The organism is Rhodococcus sp. PvP016 (assembly GCF_017832185.1).
Lineage (GTDB): Bacteria > Actinomycetota > Actinomycetes > Mycobacteriales > Mycobacteriaceae > Rhodococcoides.
Map to the genome: position 1 here is coordinate 4,174,439 of NZ_JAFIBH010000001.1, position 19,049 is coordinate 4,193,487.

Annotated in this window: 16 protein-coding genes and 1 tRNA gene; 4 read left to right on the plus strand and 13 right to left on the minus strand. The window is 69.1% G+C overall.

Annotation, left to right across the window (positions count from 1 at the left end; all coding sequences use genetic code 11):
• Positions 1 to 109: 109 nt before the first annotated feature.
• The 4 genes from thrB to argS form a co-directional block, all read right to left on the minus strand.
• Positions 110 to 1,042, minus strand: a complete 933-nt coding sequence (gene thrB / locus JOE30_RS19530; protein ID WP_204868639.1) for a homoserine kinase — start codon at positions 1,040 to 1,042, stop codon at positions 110 to 112.
• Positions 1,043 to 1,133: 91 nt separating this feature from the next.
• Positions 1,134 to 2,474 carry a homoserine dehydrogenase gene (locus tag JOE30_RS19535; protein WP_371831730.1) on the minus strand — a complete coding sequence of 447 codons (1,341 nt, stop codon included), beginning with the start codon at positions 2,472 to 2,474 and terminating at the stop codon, positions 1,134 to 1,136.
• A gap of 17 nt (positions 2,475 to 2,491) precedes the next feature.
• Entirely contained in the window at positions 2,492 to 3,910 is a 1,419-nt protein-coding gene (lysA, locus tag JOE30_RS19540) for a diaminopimelate decarboxylase (RefSeq protein ID WP_204868640.1), read from the minus strand.
• Positions 3,907 to 5,559, minus strand: coding sequence for an arginine--tRNA ligase (argS, locus tag JOE30_RS19545; protein ID WP_204868641.1), 1,653 nt, complete (start codon positions 5,557 to 5,559; stop codon positions 3,907 to 3,909). The genes lysA and argS overlap by 4 nt, the downstream gene beginning before the upstream one ends.
• Positions 5,560 to 5,716: 157 nt before the next feature.
• Between argS and JOE30_RS19550 the strand changes: the two genes are divergently transcribed.
• The 3 genes from JOE30_RS19550 to JOE30_RS19560 all read left to right on the plus strand — a co-directional run bounded on the left by JOE30_RS19550 (position 5,717) and on the right by JOE30_RS19560 (position 7,450).
• On the plus strand, positions 5,717 to 6,613 hold the full coding sequence (locus JOE30_RS19550) for a DUF3105 domain-containing protein (RefSeq protein WP_204868642.1): 897 nt from the start codon (positions 5,717 to 5,719) through the stop codon (positions 6,611 to 6,613).
• Positions 6,610 to 7,317, plus strand: coding sequence for a DUF305 domain-containing protein (locus tag JOE30_RS19555; RefSeq protein WP_204868643.1), 708 nt, complete (start codon positions 6,610 to 6,612; stop codon positions 7,315 to 7,317). Before JOE30_RS19550 ends, JOE30_RS19555 begins: the two co-directional genes overlap by 4 nt.
• A 60-nt stretch (positions 7,318 to 7,377) precedes the next feature.
• Positions 7,378 to 7,450, plus strand: a tRNA-Arg gene (locus JOE30_RS19560).
• A 27-nt stretch (positions 7,451 to 7,477) separates the two neighbouring features.
• Here JOE30_RS19560 and JOE30_RS19565 read toward each other — a convergent pair.
• Both JOE30_RS19565 and JOE30_RS19570 read right to left on the minus strand, forming a co-directional pair.
• The gene (locus JOE30_RS19565; protein ID WP_204868644.1) at positions 7,478 to 8,125 is read right to left on the minus strand and encodes an alpha/beta family hydrolase; all 648 of its coding nucleotides are present in this window, start codon (positions 8,123 to 8,125) and stop codon (positions 7,478 to 7,480) included.
• A gap of 69 nt (positions 8,126 to 8,194) precedes the next feature.
• Complete coding sequence (locus JOE30_RS19570) at positions 8,195 to 9,010, minus strand: hypothetical protein (protein ID WP_204868645.1); 816 nt, start codon at positions 9,008 to 9,010, stop codon at positions 8,195 to 8,197.
• A gap of 221 nt (positions 9,011 to 9,231) precedes the next feature.
• Here JOE30_RS19570 and JOE30_RS19575 point away from each other — a divergent pair, with 221 nt between their 5' ends.
• On the plus strand, positions 9,232 to 9,762 hold the full coding sequence (locus JOE30_RS19575; protein ID WP_027507237.1) for a MarR family winged helix-turn-helix transcriptional regulator: 531 nt from the start codon (positions 9,232 to 9,234) through the stop codon (positions 9,760 to 9,762).
• 68 nt (positions 9,763 to 9,830) lie between these two features.
• Here the strand turns inward: JOE30_RS19575 and JOE30_RS19580 are convergent, their stop codons facing one another.
• The 7 genes from JOE30_RS19580 to JOE30_RS19610 form a co-directional block, all read right to left on the minus strand.
• On the minus strand, positions 9,831 to 10,613 hold the full coding sequence (locus JOE30_RS19580; protein ID WP_204870574.1) for an enoyl-CoA hydratase: 783 nt from the start codon (positions 10,611 to 10,613) through the stop codon (positions 9,831 to 9,833).
• Between the two features lie 5 nt (positions 10,614 to 10,618).
• A complete protein-coding gene (mmsB, locus tag JOE30_RS19585) occupies positions 10,619 to 11,512 on the minus strand; it encodes a 3-hydroxyisobutyrate dehydrogenase (RefSeq protein WP_204868646.1) in 894 nt (297 codons plus the stop codon).
• Positions 11,509 to 12,618 (minus strand): enoyl-CoA hydratase/isomerase family protein, encoded by a 1,110-nt coding sequence (locus JOE30_RS19590; RefSeq protein WP_204868647.1) that lies wholly within the window; start codon positions 12,616 to 12,618, stop codon positions 11,509 to 11,511. Before JOE30_RS19590 ends, mmsB begins: the two co-directional genes overlap by 4 nt.
• On the minus strand, positions 12,615 to 13,754 hold the full coding sequence (locus JOE30_RS19595) for an acyl-CoA dehydrogenase family protein (RefSeq protein ID WP_027507241.1): 1,140 nt from the start codon (positions 13,752 to 13,754) through the stop codon (positions 12,615 to 12,617). The genes JOE30_RS19590 and JOE30_RS19595 overlap by 4 nt, the downstream gene beginning before the upstream one ends.
• Before the next feature lie 11 nt (positions 13,755 to 13,765).
• Complete coding sequence (locus tag JOE30_RS19600) at positions 13,766 to 15,274, minus strand: CoA-acylating methylmalonate-semialdehyde dehydrogenase (protein WP_204868648.1); 1,509 nt, start codon at positions 15,272 to 15,274, stop codon at positions 13,766 to 13,768.
• Positions 15,275 to 15,338: 64 nt separating this feature from the next.
• Positions 15,339 to 16,100 (minus strand): SWIM zinc finger family protein, encoded by a 762-nt coding sequence (locus tag JOE30_RS19605; RefSeq protein WP_204868649.1) that lies wholly within the window; start codon positions 16,098 to 16,100, stop codon positions 15,339 to 15,341.
• Positions 16,100 to 18,931: a DEAD/DEAH box helicase gene (locus JOE30_RS19610; protein ID WP_204868650.1), complete on the minus strand. Its 2,832-nt coding sequence runs from the start codon at positions 18,929 to 18,931 to the stop codon at positions 16,100 to 16,102. Before JOE30_RS19610 ends, JOE30_RS19605 begins: the two co-directional genes overlap by 1 nt.
• Positions 18,932 to 19,049: the final 118 nt, after the last annotated feature.

Consider the following 19,049-nt stretch of genomic DNA (forward strand, 5'->3'; position numbering starts at 1 on the left):
CTCGAGGCCGGGAAGTAATGCCCTGGAGAAATCGGCGCGCTGACTGCGCACGATGTACGGACGCGTACCACAATAGCCGTGATGCGAGGTACGGGCAAGAATGTCCGCGTCAGCGCGTCGTGACGCCGTCCGCGATGTCCAGCTCCAGCACCGTCATCCCGTCGTCGCCGGCGCGGTCGGCCAAGTCGCGCGCGATGCTCGCCGTTCCGAGCACGAGCACGGTGGGTCCCGCGCCCGAGACCGTCGCGGCGTGCCCGTGTGCGCGCAGGGTCTCGACCCATCGCGACGTCACCGGCAGGGCGGAGGCCCGGTAGGGCTGGTGCAGGCGATCCTCGGTGGACACCATCAGCAGATCGGGTCGCGTGGTCAGGGCCACGACCGCGAGCGCGGACCGGCTCGCGTTGAACGCGGCGTCGCGGTGCGGAACGAGGTCGGGCAACAGTCCGCGGGTGTGCGCCGTGGAGGAACGTTCGGTCGGGATGAGCACCGTCGCACCGATGTCCGGGTGCACGTCGAGACGGGCGGCCGCATAAGCGCGCGGCCCCTCCGGCGGGCCGGACTCGCGGCTCCAGGACACCACGGCGCCGCCGAGCACGCTGGCCGACGCGTTGTCCGGATGGCCCTCGAACTCGGCCGCCAGCTGCACCATCTGCTCGGGCGACAGCGCGAGAGCCGGATCGAGGGACGCCGCGAGGCAGTTGGCCGCGGCGAGCCCACCGACCACTGCCGACGCCGACGAGCCGAGGCCGCGGGAATGGGGAATCCTGTTGTGGCACCGCACTTTCAGGCCGTCCGCCCACACGCCGGCCGACTCGAGACCACGCTCGATCGCTCGTACGACGAGATGCGACGGACCCCACGGAACCTCGCGCGCACCCTCACCGTCGACCTCGATGTCGAGCCCGGACTCCGCCACGGTGACGACGACGTCGTCGAACAGGCCCAGGGCGAGCCCCAGCGTGTCGAACCCTGGTCCGAGGTTGGCACTGGAGGCAGGCACGCGGGCGTGCGCCACCGTCCCGGTGGTGAGTGTCCTCGTCACGTCGGCCGGCCCGGCCACTATGCCGACTCGGGAGCTGCCGGGTTCACCGACGACCCCAGCGCCGCAGTCGATCCCGCCATCGAGATCCCGGTCATTCGGACGTTCCCTCGAGTCGGAGAACGCTGGTGACCGCGGTGACGATGTCGAGTTCCTTCAGCGCGTCCACGGTGGCCGCCAGAGCCGAGTCCTTGGCCCGGTGCGTGACGACGACGAGACGGGCATGCTTGCTCGCACCCTCCTGACGCACCGTGGAGATGCTGACGTCGTTCTTCGCGAACTCGGCCGCGACAGCGGAGAGCACTCCGGCGCGATCGGCGACCTGCATGTTGACGTGGTACCGCGTGGGGGTGTCCCCCATGGGTGCGACGGGGAGCTTGGCGTACGTCGACTCGCCGGGTCCACGGCCGCCGTAGAACTTGTTGCGCGCCGCCATCACCAGGTCGCCCATGACGGCGGACGCGGTGGGAGCACCGCCCGCACCCTGGCCGTAGAACATGAGCCGTCCCGCGGCCTCGGCTTCGACCACGACGGCGTTGAAGGCACCCGACACCGAGGCGAGCGGGTGCGACAGCGGTACGAGAGACGGGTAGACGCGGACGGAGATGCGGTCGTTGCCATCGTCGTCACTCACACGCTCGCACAGCGCGAGAAGCTTGACGGTGCAATCGAACGCACGCGCGGTGGCGATGTCCGCCGCGGTGATCGAGGAGATTCCCTCGCGGTGCACGTCGGCCGAGGTCACCCGGGTGTGGAACGCGAGCGAGGCCAGGATGGCGGCCTTCGCCGCAGCGTCGAAGCCCTCGACGTCGGCCGTCGGATCCGCCTCCGCGTATCCCAGCCGTCCCGCCTCTGCGAGCGTGTCCGCGTAGTCCGCACCCGTCTCGTCCATGGCCGAGAGGATGAAGTTCGTGGTGCCGTTGACGATGCCGATGACACGGTTCACCCGGTCGCCGGCGAGGGACTGCATCAGCGGCCGGACCACCGGAATGGCGCCTGCCACAGCGGCTTCGAAGTAGAGGTCGGCGCGGTGACTCTCGGCGGCATCGGCCAGCTCACCGGTGTACTCGGCGAGGAGAGCCTTGTTGGCCGTGACGACCGACTTGCCGGCGTTGAGCGCGGCGAGGATCAGCTCGCGGGCCGGCTCGATGCCGCCGAGCACCTCGACCACCAGGTCGACGTCGTCGCGCGCCACGAGTGCGCGCACGTCGGTGGTCAGCAGGTCGGGGTCGATGCCGCGGTCTTTGCCGATGTCGCGCACCGCGACTCCCCGCAGCACGAGCGGCGCACCGACGCGGGCGGTGAGATCGGTGGCGTGATCGAGCAGGATGCGCACGACCTCGCTGCCGACGTTCCCCATACCGAGGACGGCGACGCCGATCGGCTTGTCCACGGGACTGACGAAGGCCGCGGCCTCCGCGGCCTCCGACGACACTGACGATTCTGGAGCGGTCACCGGTCTACCTCCAAGCTGAGCAGGTCGTCGAACGTTTCGCGGCGGAGTACCAGCCGCGCTTGCCCGTCCCGCACGGCGACGACGGCCGGACGGGGCAGAAGGTTGTACCGGGACGACATCGAGTAGCAGTACGCACCCGTCGCGCCCACGGTGAACAGGTCACCGGGGCCGAGATCCTCGGGCTGCCACGTGTCGCGGATGACGATGTCCCCACTCTCGCAGTGCTTTCCGACGATCCGGGCCAGGACTGCCGGAGCCTGCGACGTACGCGACGCGAGGCGACCGACGTACTCTGCCTGATAGAGCGAGGTCCGGATGTTGTCGCTCATGCCCCCGTCGACGCTGATGTAGCGGCGGGTGTGGGTGCTGTCCACGGTCACGTCCTTGACGGTGCCCACCTCGTACAACGTCACGGTGCCCGGTCCCGCGATCGCGCGTCCGGGCTCCACTGCCAGTGTCGGAGTGGTGATCCCGGCGGCCGCCGACTCGGACTCGACGATGTGGGCGAGCTTGGCGGCCAGATCCTGTACGGGGGGCGGGTTGTCCCCCGGCACGTAGTGGATGCCCATGCCGCCGCCGAGATCGACCACGGTGATCTGCGAGGTCTTCTCGGTGCCGAACTCTGCCTTGATGTCGCGCAGCAACCCGATCACGCGGTGGGCCGCGAGCTCGAACCCGTCGACCTCGAAGATCTGGGATCCGATGTGCGAGTGCAGGCCGACGAGGCGCAGATTGTCGGTCTCGAACACGCGGCTGACGGCGCGGAGCGCGCTTCCGTCGGACAGGCTGAAGCCGAACTTCTGGTCCTCGTGCGCGGTGGCGATGAACTCGTGCGTGTGCGCCTCGACCCCGACGGTGATGCGGATCAGGACGTCCTGCACCGTTCCCGCCGCGGCAGCGACCTCGTCGAGCCGGTCGATCTCGATCATCGAGTCCAACACGACGTGCTCGACACCGGCGCGCACTCCCGCTTCCAGTTCGGCCCGCGACTTGTTGTTGCCGTGCATCGCGATCCGGTTCGCCGGGAAGCCCGCGTTCAGTGCGATCGCCAGCTCGCCGCCAGAGCACACGTCGAGGGACAGACCCTCGTCCGCGACCCAGCGCGCGATCTCCCCGCACAGGAAGGCCTTGGACGCATAGTGCACCCGCTCGGGGGCGCCGAACGCCTCCGCCATCTCGCGGCAGCGCGACCGGAAGTCGTCCTCGTCGATGACGAACAGCGGCGTGCCGTACGTGGCTGCGAGTTCCGTCACCGGAACACCGGCCAGCGTCACGACGCCGTCGTCACCACGAGCTGCGTTGCGCGGGAACACCTTCGGGTGCAGGTCCGTGAGTGCCGCGCTGTCCGCCGGACGTTCCGGGGTGCCGGGCCCCGATTGCTCCGCGTGCCGCGGTCCGGCGGGATGCGCGCTCACATCTTCTCCGGTGCACTGACACCGAGCATGGCCAGGCCGTTGGCCAGGACCTGCCGGGTGGCGTCGCCCAGGGCGAGCCGCGCTGTATGGACGGGCATCGGATCCTCGTCTCCTCGGGGAAGTACTCGACACGCTCCGTAGAACCGGTGGTAGGCACCCGCCAACTCCTCGAGGTACCGGGCGATCCGGTGGGGTTCGCGCAGCCCCGCCGCACTGGCGACGACGCGGGGGAACTCCCCGACGGTACGGACGAGGTCACCTTCCGCGGCATGGGTCAGCAACGCGAAGTCGGGATCCGCGGCGGAGACGCCCAGCTCCTCGGCACCGCGGGCGAGAGAGCACAACCGGGCGTGGGCGTACTGCACGTAGTACACCGGGTTGTCGTTGCTCCGGCTCGCCCACAACGCGAGATCGATGTCGATCGACGAGTCGACCGACGACCGCACCATCACGTACCGCGCGGCGTCGATCCCGATGGCCTCCACGAGGTCGTCGAGGGAGATCACCGTGCCCGCACGCTTGCTCATCTTCACGGCGACACCGTCGCGGACGAGGTTGACCATCTGACCGATGAGCACCTCGACGGTCGCCGGATCGTCGCCGAAGGCTGCGGCAGCCGCCTTGAGCCGACCGATGTACCCGTGGTGGTCCGCGCCGAGCATGTAGATGCACAGGTCGAACCCGCGAGATCGCTTGTCCTGGAAGTACGCGATGTCGCCGGCGATGTACGCGGCGTTGCCGTCGCTCTTGACCACGACGCGATCCTTGTCGTCGCCGTACTCGGTGCTGCGGAGCCACCAGGCCCCGTCCTTCTCGTACAGGTTGCCCGAGGACTTCAGCGTCTCCACCGCGCGCTCGACCGCGCCGGACTCGAAGAGCGAGTTCTCGTGGAAGTAGACGTCGAAGTCGGTGCCGAACTCGTGCAGATCGGACTTGATCTTCGTGAACATCGCGTCGACGCCGAGGGCCCGGAACACTTCCTGCCGCTCGTCGTCGGGCAGACCCATCACGTCCGGACGCTGGGTGACGACGGCCGCGGCGATCTCGGCGATGTACTCGCCCGCGTAGCCGTCCTCCGGAGCGGGCAGACCCAGCGCCGAGGCCACCAGCGAGCGTGCGAACCGATCGATCTGCGCGCCGTGATCGTTGAAGTAGTACTCGCGGGTGACCGCGGCACCCCGCGAGGTGAGGATGCGCCCCAGGGCGTCGCCGACCGCGGCCCAGCGGGCGCCGCCCAGGTGCACGGGACCCGTGGGATTGGCCGAGACGAACTCCAGGTTGATCGAGGTACCGGTGAGCTCGTCGGACCAGCCGTAGCGATCGTTCTCGCGCTGCACGCGCTCCACGATGGCGCCCTGAGCGGATTTCGCGAGCCGGATGTTGAGGAATCCGGGGCCGGCCACGTCGACCGCATCGACGGCGTCGGCACCGGCCAGAGCGTTCGCGAGCCAGGTCGCCAGGTCGCGGGGGCTGACGCCCGCCTTCTTGGCCACCTGCATCGCGACGTTGGTCGCGTAGTCGCCGTGCTCGGGATTGCGCGGGCGGTCCACCGTCACCGTCGCGGGCAACACGGCAGGATCGAGTCCGTGCTCGGTGAGCACGGCCGCTGCGGTGGCATGCAGCAGTTCGGCGAGGTCGGCGGGAGTCACGGGGCCTTATCCTATGGTCTCGCTGCACCGCACCCCGACCGCGGTCACCGGTGGGTCCGACGGGAGCGCTTCAGCGAGGGCTCAGACTCCCTCCGTACAGTGGGGCTGCCTCGAGTACGCGGCCACTCATCTCCTCGATCGAAAGAGCGCTCCGACCATGCCAAGCGGTTCCGACAAGAAGTCAGCCAAGGCCATCAAGGCTGCCAGCAAGACCGGCACCCGGAACAAGGGTGGTGTCCCCTCCAGCGTCGGGTCGGGCAAGCGACGTCAGATTCCGTGGCTGACGGTGGCGGCATCCGTCGTGGTCATCGCGCTGATCGGCGCTCTGGCCTGGAACCTGGTGCCCAAGTACCAGGACCGCGCCGAGGCGCAGCGCTTCGCTCCCACCGAGGAGAACCAGGATCCGTCGACGGGCATCGAGGGCGTCGTCACGCAGGACTACCCCGCTGCGCTGCACGTCACCGGCTCCCAGCGCGTCGCCTACGACCAGTCGCCGCCGTTCGGTGGGCCGCACGACCAGGTATGGGCCAACTGCATGGGCACGGTCTACCCGGACGGTCTGCGCACCGAGAACGCCGTGCACTCACTCGAGCACGGTGCCGTGTGGATCGCGTACAACCCGGACGAACTCTCGGAGGACCAGATCTCCACGCTGGCTGCCAAGGTCGAGAACCAGCAGTACATGCTGATGTCCGCCTACCCCGGCCTGGACTCGCCGATCTCGCTGCAGTCGTGGGGCCACCAGTTGAAGCTGGACAGCGTCGACGATCCGCGCATCGACCACTTCATCGCGGCGCTCCGTCTGAACCGCTACGCCTACCCGGAGGTCGGCGCGAGCTGCTCCACGACGCCCGAGACCTTCGACCAGGACAACCCGCCGCCGTTCGACGCCAGTGCACCGGGCCCCGATGCGGTGCCGATGAGCGGCGAGGGCCTGACTCCCGATGCCTCCGAGATGGGTGGGGGCCAGCTTCCGGGTGGGCTGGGCCTTCCCACCGACGGACTGCCCACCGACGGTCTGCCCAACGACGGCGCGGCAGTGCCCACACCGTGAGCGCGACGACGGAGGAGCGGCCCACGACGCAGCGGAGTCAGCGATCGGCCCTGCTTGTCCTGGGCGCGGTGGCCCTGCTCGTCATCGGGTTCGCCGTCGGCTTCCTCGCGCAGACCCCGTTGCGGGACGATCCGGCACCGACACCTGGAGCCGATTCGGTCGACGTCGGGTTCTCGCAGGACATGACCGTGCACCACAACCAGGCGATCGAGATGGCGACCATCGCACTCAGTGGCGCCTCCGACCCGCTGGTCAAGAATCTCGCGTACGACATCCTCACCACCCAGCAGAACCAGGCCGGGCAGATGCAGGGCTGGCTGGCACTCTGGGACGCCGCGCCGTTGCCCACGGGCGGCTACATGGGCTGGATGACGGAGGACGGCGGACACTCCATGTCCGGCTCGTCGATGTCGTCCATGTCCCGGTCCGGCTCGTCCGCCGGTCCCGTGCAGACCATGCCCGGCATGGCGAGCACGCAGGACATGACGGCGTTGCGCGCCGCCACCGGTCCCGCACTGGACGTGCTGTTCCTCCAGCTGATGCTGCGTCACCACGAGGGTGGTCTGCCGATGATGGAGTACGGCGCTGTGCACTCGGAAACTCCCGCGGTGCGCAATCTCGCGCAGACGATGGTGAACACCCAGACCTCGGAGGCTCAGCTGATGACGCAGATGCTCACCGAGAAGGGTGCTGCTCCGCTCTGATCGCGTGATGCGCTACTGTTGGCACCGCCCGAAACGGCACATCGGAGTTCGCTCCGATGCGCCCCCGTAGCTCAGGGGATAGAGCGTCCGCCTCCGGAGCGGAAGGCCGCAGGTTCGAATCCTGCCGGGGGCACCCATCACTCGCGCGGCGCGAGCGCTGTCACGTGTTCGCCACGAGCGCCGTCATCACGGCGTCGGCCGTCAGCCGTGCCGTCGGTTTTCTCGCGGGAGCCAGGTCGTGTCCCGCTCCCTCGATCGTCACGATGGTCACCGCTCCCCCGATCAGCGCCGTGTGCTCGCGCAGTTCGTCGCCGGTGGCGAACGTGTCCCGCGAGCCGTGCACGATCACAGTCGGCGCGGCGATGGCCGGGAAGTGCTCGGTCCGCAGGGTGTCCGGCTTCGTCGGCGGGTGCAGCGGATAAGACAGTGCGAGAAGAGCGTCCGCGATGCCGGGGTCCTCGGCGAGGAGCATCGAGGCCTGGCGGCCGCCGTACGAGTGACCCCCGACGATCACCGGCCCCCGCGCACCCAGCGCCCGCACCGCGGCGGCGATACCGGCACGATCAGCGGCGGCCCCGGCTCGATTCGGCGGGCCCTTGGGCCGCGCCTGACGAAACGGGAGATCGATCCGCGCCGTCAGTACTCCACGGTCCGCGAGTTCGGTGGCCACGGCCACCAGAACCGCTGCGTCGCAGTTGCTTCCCGCTCCGTGGGCGAGCACCGCCGTCGCGACGGGTGCACCGGCAGGTTCGTGGACGACGCCGTGGATCCCGTCGGCCCGCCACTCCCGCACCGTCCCCTCCGTCATGCCGCGACCGTAACGCAGAACGGGCACCGACCACAGTGGTCGATGCCCGTTCTTCTCGTGCGTCCGGTATCAGGGAACCTGAGTGAGCCCCACCGTCGGGAAGAACGCGCAGGTCTTGCCGTCGTGCGAGACCTGGCCGAAGATCGCCGACAGCACGGTGCCCGAGCCCGTGGCGACGGGTGCCAGGCGGACACCCGCGTTCGGGAACTTCGACAGGTTGTTGTTCAGCAGGTCGCGACCGGCCGTGCGGAACGGCTCCGGAAGCGGCTCGACGATCTCCGCGAGGACGACATCGGTGAGCCCGCCCATATCGGCGAAGCCGCCCTTCAACGAGTTGACGTTGAACCACGCCACCTGCATGCCGGACTTGTTCGCCCCGTCGTTCACGATGCCGCCGGGCGCCGGAACGAAGGCGTACAGCGTCTCGCCCGGATCAGCGATGGTCGTGTCGATGCCGGGCAGGTTCGGAATGGTGACACCCGGCACCTTCGGCGTGTACGGGCCGGGAGCCGAGCCGGCGACCGCGGGCACGATGCCGAGCGGCGCACCCGGGAGCGCGGAGCAGTTGATCGCGGCCGTCGGGTAGAAGAACGGTGTGAGACCGAAGCCGCTGAGCAGTCCGTTCGCAGCGTCCAGCAGCGCCAGCGGGTTCGTACCGGCGGGCTCCGCGACATCGACCGACGGTGCGGCACCCAGCACGGCGCGCGCTGCCTCGAGGGCGACGTCCCCCGGCGCAGCGGATCCCTCGAGAGTGGCCAGCGCCTGCTGGAACGGGTCGGGCGCGGGCGCCGGATCGGCAGAGGCGACGGCCGGCAGCGCGAGCGCTCCGGCGCAGGCGATGGCCAGGGCGGCCACCGTTCGACGAGGCCGACGGAATGTACGCATGCATGCTCCTGAATGGCTCGGGGTCGACGATCTCGGGATCGAGATGCGCGTGCGGTCCCGTGGGAACCGTGTGGTCCGATTCGATCACGGGTTTCGTCAGGTCACGGTCGTCGAGACTGCATTGATACCAAAGTGTCGCATGATGCAGATGTGACGGTTGTGGCGATCGACTCGGTTGCGCGCCGAGTCGCTCCGCCGTGTGAACGTGGGAAGATCGACACATGTCGTCAGCGCCGAAGCTTCCGCTGGACCCCATCGCGGAAGCTCACCGTCAGTGGATCCGCCACGGATGGTCGGACGCCGCCGACGGCATGGCTGCGGTCACGTCCATCATGCGCGTCCAGCAGATCATGATGGCGCGCGTCGAGGAGGTCCTCAAGCCCACGGGGCTGACCTTCGCTCGCTACGAGTTGCTGACCCTCCTCACCTTCACGAAGACCGGCGCGCTGCCGATGGCGAAGGCCAGCGCACGCCTGCAGGTCCACCCCACGTCGGTGACCAACGCCGTCGACAGGTTGGAGAAGGCGGACCTGGTCACGCGGGTGCCGCACCCCACGGATCGCCGCACCACACTCGTCGAGATCACCGAGGCTGGACGGCAATTGGCGGTCAAGGCGACGGAAGATCTCAACGACCGCGTGTTCGGGCTCCCCGGAGTCGCGGGTGCGGATCTGGACAGACTGGTGTCCATCCTCGCGGGAGTCCGTCGGCGCGCCGGGGACTTCGACGACGAGGACACGTCCGGCTGGTGACAGCAGAGATCCGGTGCCACTCCCCTCGCTCGGCGAGGAGAGTCGCACCGGATCTCGGTACGGCCGGATCAGCGGTGGCGGAACACCGGCTGACGCTTCTCGGTGAAGGCAGTCATGCCCTCGGTCTGATCGTCGGTGGCGAACGTCGAGTGGAACAGGCGACGCTCGAACCGGACACCCTCTGCCAGAGTCGATTCGAACGCCCGATTCACGGCTTCCTTCGCCATGACGGCGATGGGCAGCGACTTCGCGGCGATCGTCTCGGCCGTCTCCAGCGCATCGGCGAGCAGATCGGCCGCCGGCACGATCCGCGACACGAGCCCTGCTCGCTCCGCCTCCTCGGCGCCCATCTTGCGGCCGGTCAGACACATCTCCATCGCCTTGGCCTTGCCGACGGCACGTGTCAACCGTTGCGAGCCACCGATTCCGGGGATCACCCCCAGAGCGATCTCCGGTTGGCCGAACTGAGCCGTGTCCGCGGCGATCAGGATGTCGCACATCATGGCCAGCTCGCATCCCCCGCCGAGGGCGTAGCCCGCCACGGCGGCGATGGTCGGCGTACGCACTGCGGCGAACGCGTCCCACTCGGAGAAGAAGTCCTGCGTGTAGACCTCCATGTAGGTCTTGGACTGCATCTCCTTGATGTCGGCACCGGCCGCGAACGCCTTCTCGGAGCCGGTCACCACGATCGCCCCGACAGCCGGATCACGATCGAACGCCACGGCCGCGGCGACCACCTCGATCATCAGCTGAGAGTTCAACGCATTCAGCGCCTTCGGGCGATCGAGCGTGATGACACCGACACGGCCCCTGGTCTCGACCGCGATCGTCTCGAACTTCGGTGTCTCGATGTCGCTCACGCGGTGCCGCCCGAACGCTCGCGGATGTCCTGCACGATGCCGGAGAAGTCCCTGTCCCCGTGCTCGGCGGCGTACGCCTCGTACATCGCCGAGGCCAGCATGCCCAGCTGCGCCTCGACACCGTTGGCGCGCACGGCCTCCGACACGAGACCCAGATCCTTGCGCATCAACGCTGCGGCGAACCCTGGCGTGTAGTCGTTGTTCGCGGGACTCGTCGGCACCGGCCCCGGAACGGGACAGTTGGTGGTCAACGCCCAGCACTGTCCCGATGCCGTGCTGGCGACGTCGAACAGTGCCTGATTGGTGAGCCCCAGCTTTTCCCCGAGTACGAAGGCCTCGCTGACGGCGATCATGGAGACCCCGAGAATCATGTTGTTGCACAGCTTGGCCGCCTGGCCGTTGCCGCTCTGTCCGCAGTGCACGATCTTGCGACCCATGATCTCGAGCAGCGGATTCGCCTCGGCGACGGCAGCATCGTCGCCGCCGACCATGAACGTCAGCGTGCCCGCGGTGGCCCCACCGACGCCGCCCGAGACGGGAGCGTCGACGGCTCGATGGCCCGCGGCCCGCGCGACGTCGGCCGCCGTTCGGGCGTCGGCCACGTCGATGGTCGAGGAGTCGATGAAGAGCGTGCCGGCATCGGCGGTGGGGACGACGTCGGCATAGCAGTCGAGGACGTGCCTGCCACTGGGCAGCATCGTCACCACCACCGAGGCACCCGCCACGGCGTCGGCGGCCGACTCGGCGACCGTGATTCCCTTCGCCCGTGCCTGGTCGAGCGAGGCGGGAACGAGGTCGAAGCCTCGGACGTCATGGCCGGCCGCGGCGAGGTTGGCCGCCATCGGCCCGCCCATGTGCCCCAGCCCCAGGAAGGCGATCACGGTGCTCACGATTGTGGTCCTTTCGAGACGGAGTCCGCCGCGGCGGACGTCAGACCCAACTCGGCGTCGCCGAGCGGTGCGAAGAAACGATCGACGTCGGAGGTGGTGACGTCGTCGAGATGGGCAGGCGTCCAGCGTGGTTGCCGATCCTTGTCCACCACCTGCGCGCGGATGCCCTCGACGAGGTCGGGGCTGTCCAGGCAGGCGATGGACACGCGGTACTCGTCATCGAGTACCTCGTCCAGCGACGACGCCGCGGCCGCGCGGCGCAGTGAGCGGAGCGTGACCGCCACCGACGTGGGGGATTTCGTCTCGATCGCGTCGGCCGCCGCGACGGCCTCGTCGCGACCGTCGGCGCGCAACCGCGCGACGATGCTCGCCGCGTCGTCGCCCGTGTAGGCCGCGTCGATCCACTCACGCTGCGCCGCCAGAGCCGACTCGGGAACGGGCGAGACGAGCGACAGCGCGGTGTCGACGGTGCCCGTGTGCAGAGCCTCGACGAACGCCGGCAGATCCTCGGTGGGCACGTAGTGGTCGGCGAATCCGGCAGCGACGGCGTCGCCCGCCGTCATGCGCGCGGTGGTCAGCGCGAGGTGGGTGCCGATCTCGCCGGGCGTCCGGGCGAGGAGATACGTCCCGCCGACGTCCGGAACGAAGCCGATGCCGACCTCGGGCATCGCGACCTTCGACTTCTCCGTCACGATGCGGACCGTCGCGTGAGCGGAGATACCCACTCCGCCGCCCATGACCGCACCGTCCATCAGAGCGACGATCGGCTTGCCGTACCGGTTGATCCGCGAGTTCATGACGTACTCGTCCCGCCAGAACTGCGCGGTGGCGGACCCCGTCGGCCAGTTCTCGCCTGCCTTCGTCTTCGCGTCGTCGTGGATCGCGACGATGTCGCCGCCGGCGCACAGTCCGCGCTCACCGTTGCCGGTGATCAGGACGGCGCGCACCGACGGGTCGTCCTCCCACCGCACGAGCGCCGCGTCGATGTCGCGCACCATCGCGTGGCTGAGCGCATTGATGGCGCGCGGCCGGTTCAGGGTGACCGTGCCGACCCCGCGGTCGACCGTCAGCAGGACGTCGGAGTTCTCCGTGGCGGTGTCGCTCACGCGGCACCCACCACCGATCGGGCGATGACGATTCGCATGACCTCGTTCGTTCCTTCCAGGATCTGGTGCACTCGGAGATCGCGGACGATCTTCTCCAGACCGTACTCACTGAGATAGCCGTAGCCACCGAGCAACTGGAGCGCGTCGTTGGCCACGGTGAAGCCCACGTCGGTGGTGAACTTCTTCGCCATCGCACACAACTGCACCTTGTCGGGAGCATCGGCGTCGAGAGCACTCGCGGCGCGCAGGAGCAGGACCCGGGCCGCCTCGAGATCTGTCCGCATGTCGGCCAGGCGGAACTGCAGGGCCTGCGCGTCGAGCAGCCGTGATCCGAAGGCACGACGGTCGGCGAGGTAGGACACCGCGGCGTCGAAAGCCGCCGTCGCGCCGCCCAGCGAGCACGCCGCGATGTTGATACGACCGCCGTTGAGACCGTTCATCGCGATGCGGAACCCGTTGCCCTCGCCGCCGAGGAGATTCTCGGCGGGCACCGTGACGTCCTCCAGGATCACCTGGCGGGTGGGCTGCGCGTTCCAGCCCATCTTGGCCTCGTTGGCACCGAACGACAGTCCCGGCGTGTCCTTCTCGACGACGAACGCGGAGATGCCGGACGGGCCGGGCCCGCCGGTGCGTGCCATGACGACGTAGACGGCGGACTCGCCGGCACCCGAGATGAACTGCTTCACGCCGTTCAGGACATAGGTGTCACCGTCGCGCACCGCCTTGGTCGACAATGCGGCCGCGTCGGATCCGGCGCCCGGTTCGGTGAGGCAGTAGCTGCCCAGGGTCTCCATCGAGCACAGAGCCGGAAGCCACTGTCGCCGTTGATCGTCGGAGCCGTACGTGTCGATCATCCACGCCACCATGTTGTGGATCGACAGGTACGCGGCGATCGACGGATCACCGGCGGCCAGCTTCTCGAAGATCCGCACGGCGTCGACGCGGCGCAGACCGGAGCCACCGACGTCCTCGGCGATGTAGATCCCGCCCATACCGAGAGCGGCGGCCTTGCGCAGGACGTCGACCGGGAAGTGCTTGGTCCGGTCCCACTCCACGGCGTTCGGAGCGAGGAACTCCGCGGCGAAATCCGCTGCCGTCTCGCTGATCGCGCGTTCGTCCTCGTCGAGCGCGAAGATGTCCGCCACCGTCAGTCCATCGTCGGGATGACGAAGTGGTTCTGCGCCACTGCTTCCTTGCGGCCACTGGGCCACCGCTGGGTGACCGTCTTGGTCTTGGTGTAGAACCGCACCGAATCCGGGCCGTGCTGATTGAGATCGCCGAATCCGGACCGCTTCCAGCCACCGAAGGTGTGGTAGGCGATCGGCACCGGAATGGGGACGTTGACGCCGACCATGCCGACGTTCACCCGCGCGGTGAAGTCGCGCGCCGTGTCACCGTCGCGCGTGAAGATCGCGACACCGTTGCCGTACTCGTGGGCCGACGGCAGGCGCAGAGCCTCCTCGTAGTCGGCGGCACGCACGATCTGCAGCACCGGTCCGAAGATCTCCTCCTTGTAGATGCGCATGTCCGTCGTCACCTTGTCGAACAGCGTTGCGCCGGTGAAGAACCCGTTCTCGTGGCCGGCGAGGGAGAAGCCACGGCCGTCGACCACCAGATCCGCACCCTCGTCCACGCCGATCTGCACGTAGTCCGTGACGCGCTGAACGGCCTCGGCGGTGATGAGCGGTCCGAAGTCGCTGCCTGCGTCGTCGCTGCGTCCGACGCTGAGCTTCTCGACACGCTCGACCAGCTTGGCGCGCAGGGCCTCCGCTGTCTCCTCGCCGACGGGTACCGCGACTGAGATCGCCATGCAGCGCTCGCCCGCGCTGCCGTAGCCGGCGCCGATCAGTGCGTCGGCCACCTCGTCGAGGTCGGCGTCGGGCATGACGATAGCGTGGTTCTTGGCGCCACCGAAGCACTGGGCGCGCTTGCCGTGCGCGGCGGCGGTCTCGTAGATGTACTGGGCGATGGGCGTGGATCCGACGAAGCCCACCGCGCTGATGCGGGGGTCGGTCAGGATCGCGTCCACTGCTTCCTTGTCGCCGTTGACGACGTTGAAGATGCCGGGAGGGCCGCCGGCCTCGAGGAAGAGCTCGGCCAGCCGCAGCGGCACGGAGGGATCCCGCTCGGACGGCTTGAGGATGAACGCGTTGCCGCAGGCGATGGCGGGCGCGGCCTTCCACAGCGGGATCATCGCCGGGAAGTTGAACGGGGTGATGCCGGAGACGACACCGAGAGGCTGACGCATCGAGTACACGTCGATACCCGTTCCGGCACTCGCCGTGAACTCACCCTTGAGCAGATGCGGGATGCCGGTGGCGAACTCGACGACCTCGAGGCCGCGCTGGATGTCGCCCTTGGCGTCGGCCACGGTCTTGCCGTGCTCGGAGGAGAGCAGCTGGGCGAGCGGCTCCATGTTCTCGTTGATCAGGGCCAGGAAGCGCATCAGGACGCGGGCGCGCTTCTGCGGGTTCTGCAGCGCCCACTCGACCTGTGCCTCCTCGGCGTCCGCCACGGCAGCCTCGACCTCCGCCGTACTGGCGAGAGGAACGCGGGCCTGCACCTCGCCGGTGTTCGGGTCGAAGACGTCGGAGAAACGGCCCGACTCCCCCGCCACGTGCTGTCCACCGATGTAGTGCGTCAGTTCTCGGGTCACGGATCCACCTTCGTCGTCGTTGAGTGAGGTGATCCTATAGTCGGACGTCCATGTATGTCCAGGATCACGCCCCGCCCATCCGCCGATAGAGCGCGTCGAGCTCCGCCATCGCGGACCGCACCCCCCGCTCGTCGACGTCCGCCGTCCGCAACGCGATGCGCAGCAACGACGCCTCGAGATCGTCCGCCGCCGGCGAGAACAGCGGGTCCGGCAGCGCGGGCAGCGTCGTCGCGTCGCCGAAATGATCGTCCGGATCGACCGTCGCCTCCGCGTCCTCGACGAACCCCACCAGGGCATCGAGGTCGACTCCGCGCAGCGCCAGCAGGCGCGTCGGGTCCTCGTCGATCCGCTCCGCGGCGAGATACGTCAGCGCCGCGGCGTGCTTGCAGGGCCACCCGCTGTCGGGGCAGGTGCAGTCGAAATCGAGCTGCGACGCACTCGACAGCAGCAGCCGCGGCCCCAGCGCCCGCGGAACCGAGCCGGAGGCAAGCTCGGTCAGCATGCCGGGCGACTCCTGCACGTCGGACATCAGCGCGTCCATGTCGAACGGATCCAGGACAGCGATGCTCACGGACGCCGAGAACGGCTCCACCTGACTGCCCTGGACGTCGCCGTCGATCCGCCCCGGCCGGAGCTCGAGGGAGATCACCTGCCCGCCGCGGGCGTACGTCCGTCCGCGCGAGAGCCGCCCTGCATCGGCGATCGACTCGATGGTCTCCACGAACTGCTTGCCCCACCACGTGCGACCGAAGGCGCCCCGAGAGGTCTTCGCCGCGATGCCGTCCGGGATCCGCCGCCGAGGGCCGAACTGGTCGAACTGCGCCATCAGTCGCCCACCGCGTCCTCGGAGAGCGTGAGCAGGTCGCGCAACTCCCCCGTCGACAACTCGGTGATCCAACTCTCGCCGGAGCCCACCGCGAGATCGGCCAGATCCTTCTTGGTGGTCAGCATGGTGTCGATGCGCTCCTCCACGGTGCCGACGCACAACAGCTTGCGCACCTGGACGTCCTTGCGCTGGCCGATGCGGAACGCACGATCCGTCGCCTGGTTCTCCACCGCCGGATTCCACCACCGGTCCAGGTGCACCACGTGATTGGCAGCAGTCAGGTTGAGCCCGGTGCCACCCGCCTTGAGCGAGAGCAGCATGATCGGGGGACCGCCGGCGGACTGGAACTCCTCGACCATCGCGTCCCGTCGGCCCTTGCTCACGCCACCGTGCAGGAAGGGGACGGGAACGCCGAACCGGCGTTCGAGGTACGGCGCCACCATCGAGCCGAACGCCGTGAACTGGGTGAACAACAACGCCTTCTCGCCGTCGCCGAGGACCGAGTCGAGGATGTCGTCCACGAGTGCGAGCTTGCCGGAACGGTGCTTGCCACGACGTAACACCGTCGACCCGTCGTCGAGGAAGTGCGCCGGGTGATTGCACACCTGCTTGAGCCGGGTCAGCGCGCCGAGTACCGCACCCTTGCGCGCCATGCCCTCGCTCTCGGCGATCTGTCGCATCATCTCGTCGACGACGGCCTGGTACAGGCTCGCCTGCTCGGCGGTGAGGTTCGATCGCACGGTCATCTCGAACTTGTCGGGCAGATCCGCGATGACCGTCTTGTCGGTCTTCACCCGTCGCAGAACGAACGGTGACGTGAGGGAGCGCAGCCGGGCCACGGCGGTCTCCTCCTTCTCGCGTTCGATCGGGATCGCGAAGCGCGCCCGGAACGTGGCCGGGGTGCCCAGGATGCCGGGGTTGCAGAAGTCGAAGATGGACCGGAGCTCGTCCAGCCGGTTCTCCACGGGCGTGCCCGTCAACGCGATCCGGTGCGCCGCGGGAATCGCCCGCGCCGCGCGGGCCTGCGCCGTACTGCTGTTCTTGACGTGCTGGGCCTCGTCGAGCACCACCCGTCGCCAGGTCTGCGCAGACAGTTCGCCCACGTCACGGGCCAGCAGTGCGTACGTCGTGACCACCAGATCGTGCGAGCGCACCGCAGCCGTCAGGTCGTCCCCCGTCGCGCGATCCGGCCCGTGGTGCACCAGCACGCGCAGAGTCGGTACGAACTTCGCCGCCTCGCGCTGCCAGTTGCCCACCACCGACATGGGCGCGACGAGCAACGTCGGCGTCGCCGATCGCTCGTGCGCCAGGAGAACCAGCAGCTGCAGCGTCTTCCCCAACCCCATGTCGTCGGCCAGCACCGCCCCGAGGCCGGCCGAACTCATGAAGGCGAGCCACTCGACACCGCGCTGCTGATACGGCCGCAGCGTCGCGTGCACCGAGTCGGGCACCTCCACCGGTTCCGGCCGGCGGTCCGGGTCGAGCAGCTTCTGCGCCCAGCCCGTGGCCTCGATCCGCTCGACGGGGACCGGAGGCGGCCTCTCGGCGGACAACTGCCCCAGCACCGCGGCGAGCGGCAGGGCGCGGTCCCGGTTCTGCTTCTTCACGTACTCGATCGCTCGGCTCAGGGCGGTTCCGTCGGCCTGCACCCAGGTGCCGCGCAGTCGCACCAGGTCGCCCTTCGTGGACGCGAGCCGGGCCATCTCCTCCGGCGTCAGTTCCATGTCGCCGATGGCCAGTTGCCAGTCGTACGAGACGATCTCGTCCAACCCCACCGCCCGGTTCTCAGCGGTGGGCGACGGCGGCGAGTCGACCTTCAACCGCAACGACGCGTCGAGTCGACTCCACGCCCGCGGAAGCAACACCCCGACCGAGACGGCACGCAGTTTCTCCACCCCGTGCAGCACGAAGTCGGTCACCGCCGCCGTGGGCAGCAGCATGTCGAGCGAGCCGGAGTCCGTCGCCATCGAGCGCAGCGGCTCGTACGCGGCCATCGCCTCGCCGAGCTTCGCCACCGCTACCCGGAACAGTTCCGCGTCGCGCACACCCGGCGCCCCGCCGCGGTGCACCACCACCGGCGTCGGCGCCTCGCCGTCCGGACGCAGCAACACCTCGAGCGGCCACAACGGCTCCCCGGACTCCTCGTCGTCGTCCGGTTCGGTCAGCCGCAGGACCAGCTCGGGCTCGTCACCGCGCAGGCTCGCCCGCCACTGCTCCAGTGCCGCCTCGGAGCGAGCCGATCCCTCCTCGTACGGCTCCTCCTCGACGAGGGACCACAGGAGCGGGTGCTCGACTCCGGGACGTCCGATGACGCGGCGCACGATCGGATCCGTCACCTCGGCGAGCAGGTCGTCGAGGACGGCGCGCGCCCCGCCCTCCGCACTCTGCACCGGCGGCATCGCGGCCGCCAGTTCCGCGCGCCACGCGCGCTGCGGCTCCCCGCCGACCAGTCGCCACCGCAGCCACCACTGCGACTCGAACCGCACCTGCACCGGGACCACTCGCGCGGCACGGACCCACCGCTCGACCCCGGCCACCACGAGGGCGAGATAGCGCAGATCCCCGGAGATCGCGGGGTGGTGCGGCGGAACGCGCAACAGCAGTTCGGCTGCGTCCGACGGCGCCAGCGCGATCGACGGCATCGACACCGCCACATGTCCCCGCGGCGTCGGCAGGGTGACGTCGACACGGTGCCGCATCCGTCGGGACATCACCTTGGCCAGGTGAGGCGGGAGCTCCAGCGTGTCGGCGGAGTGACGGTCGCCGCTCGGGGCGTCGTCGTCCTCCCACAACATCAGGCCTCGACCGGGGGTCCAGAGGCCGTGGAGCATGGTGTCATCCAATCACTGCGAGGCCTGTGCAGAACGTCCCGCGTCCTGTCGGACCCACCCGGCATACTCGCTCCTCGTGACCTTCTCCTCGACCCGGCCGACGCGGCGTCTCGCGTCC

Excerpts from the sequence above, each read along its gene's own strand:
- JOE30_RS19550 (WP_204868642.1), top strand. The coding sequence starts at position 5,717 with ATGCCAAGCGGTTCCGACAAGAAGTCAGCCAAGGCCATCAAGGCTGCC.
- JOE30_RS19565 (WP_204868644.1), bottom strand. The coding sequence starts at position 8,125 with ATGACGGAGGGGACGGTGCGGGAGTGGCGGGCCGACGGGATCCACGGC.
- JOE30_RS19570 (WP_204868645.1), bottom strand. The coding sequence starts at position 9,010 with ATGCGTACATTCCGTCGGCCTCGTCGAACGGTGGCCGCCCTGGCCATC.
- JOE30_RS19575 (WP_027507237.1), top strand. The coding sequence starts at position 9,232 with ATGTCGTCAGCGCCGAAGCTTCCGCTGGACCCCATCGCGGAAGCTCAC.
- JOE30_RS19605 (WP_204868649.1), bottom strand. The coding sequence starts at position 16,100 with ATGGCGCAGTTCGACCAGTTCGGCCCTCGGCGGCGGATCCCGGACGGC.
- JOE30_RS19610 (WP_204868650.1), bottom strand. The coding sequence starts at position 18,931 with ATGCTCCACGGCCTCTGGACCCCCGGTCGAGGCCTGATGTTGTGGGAG.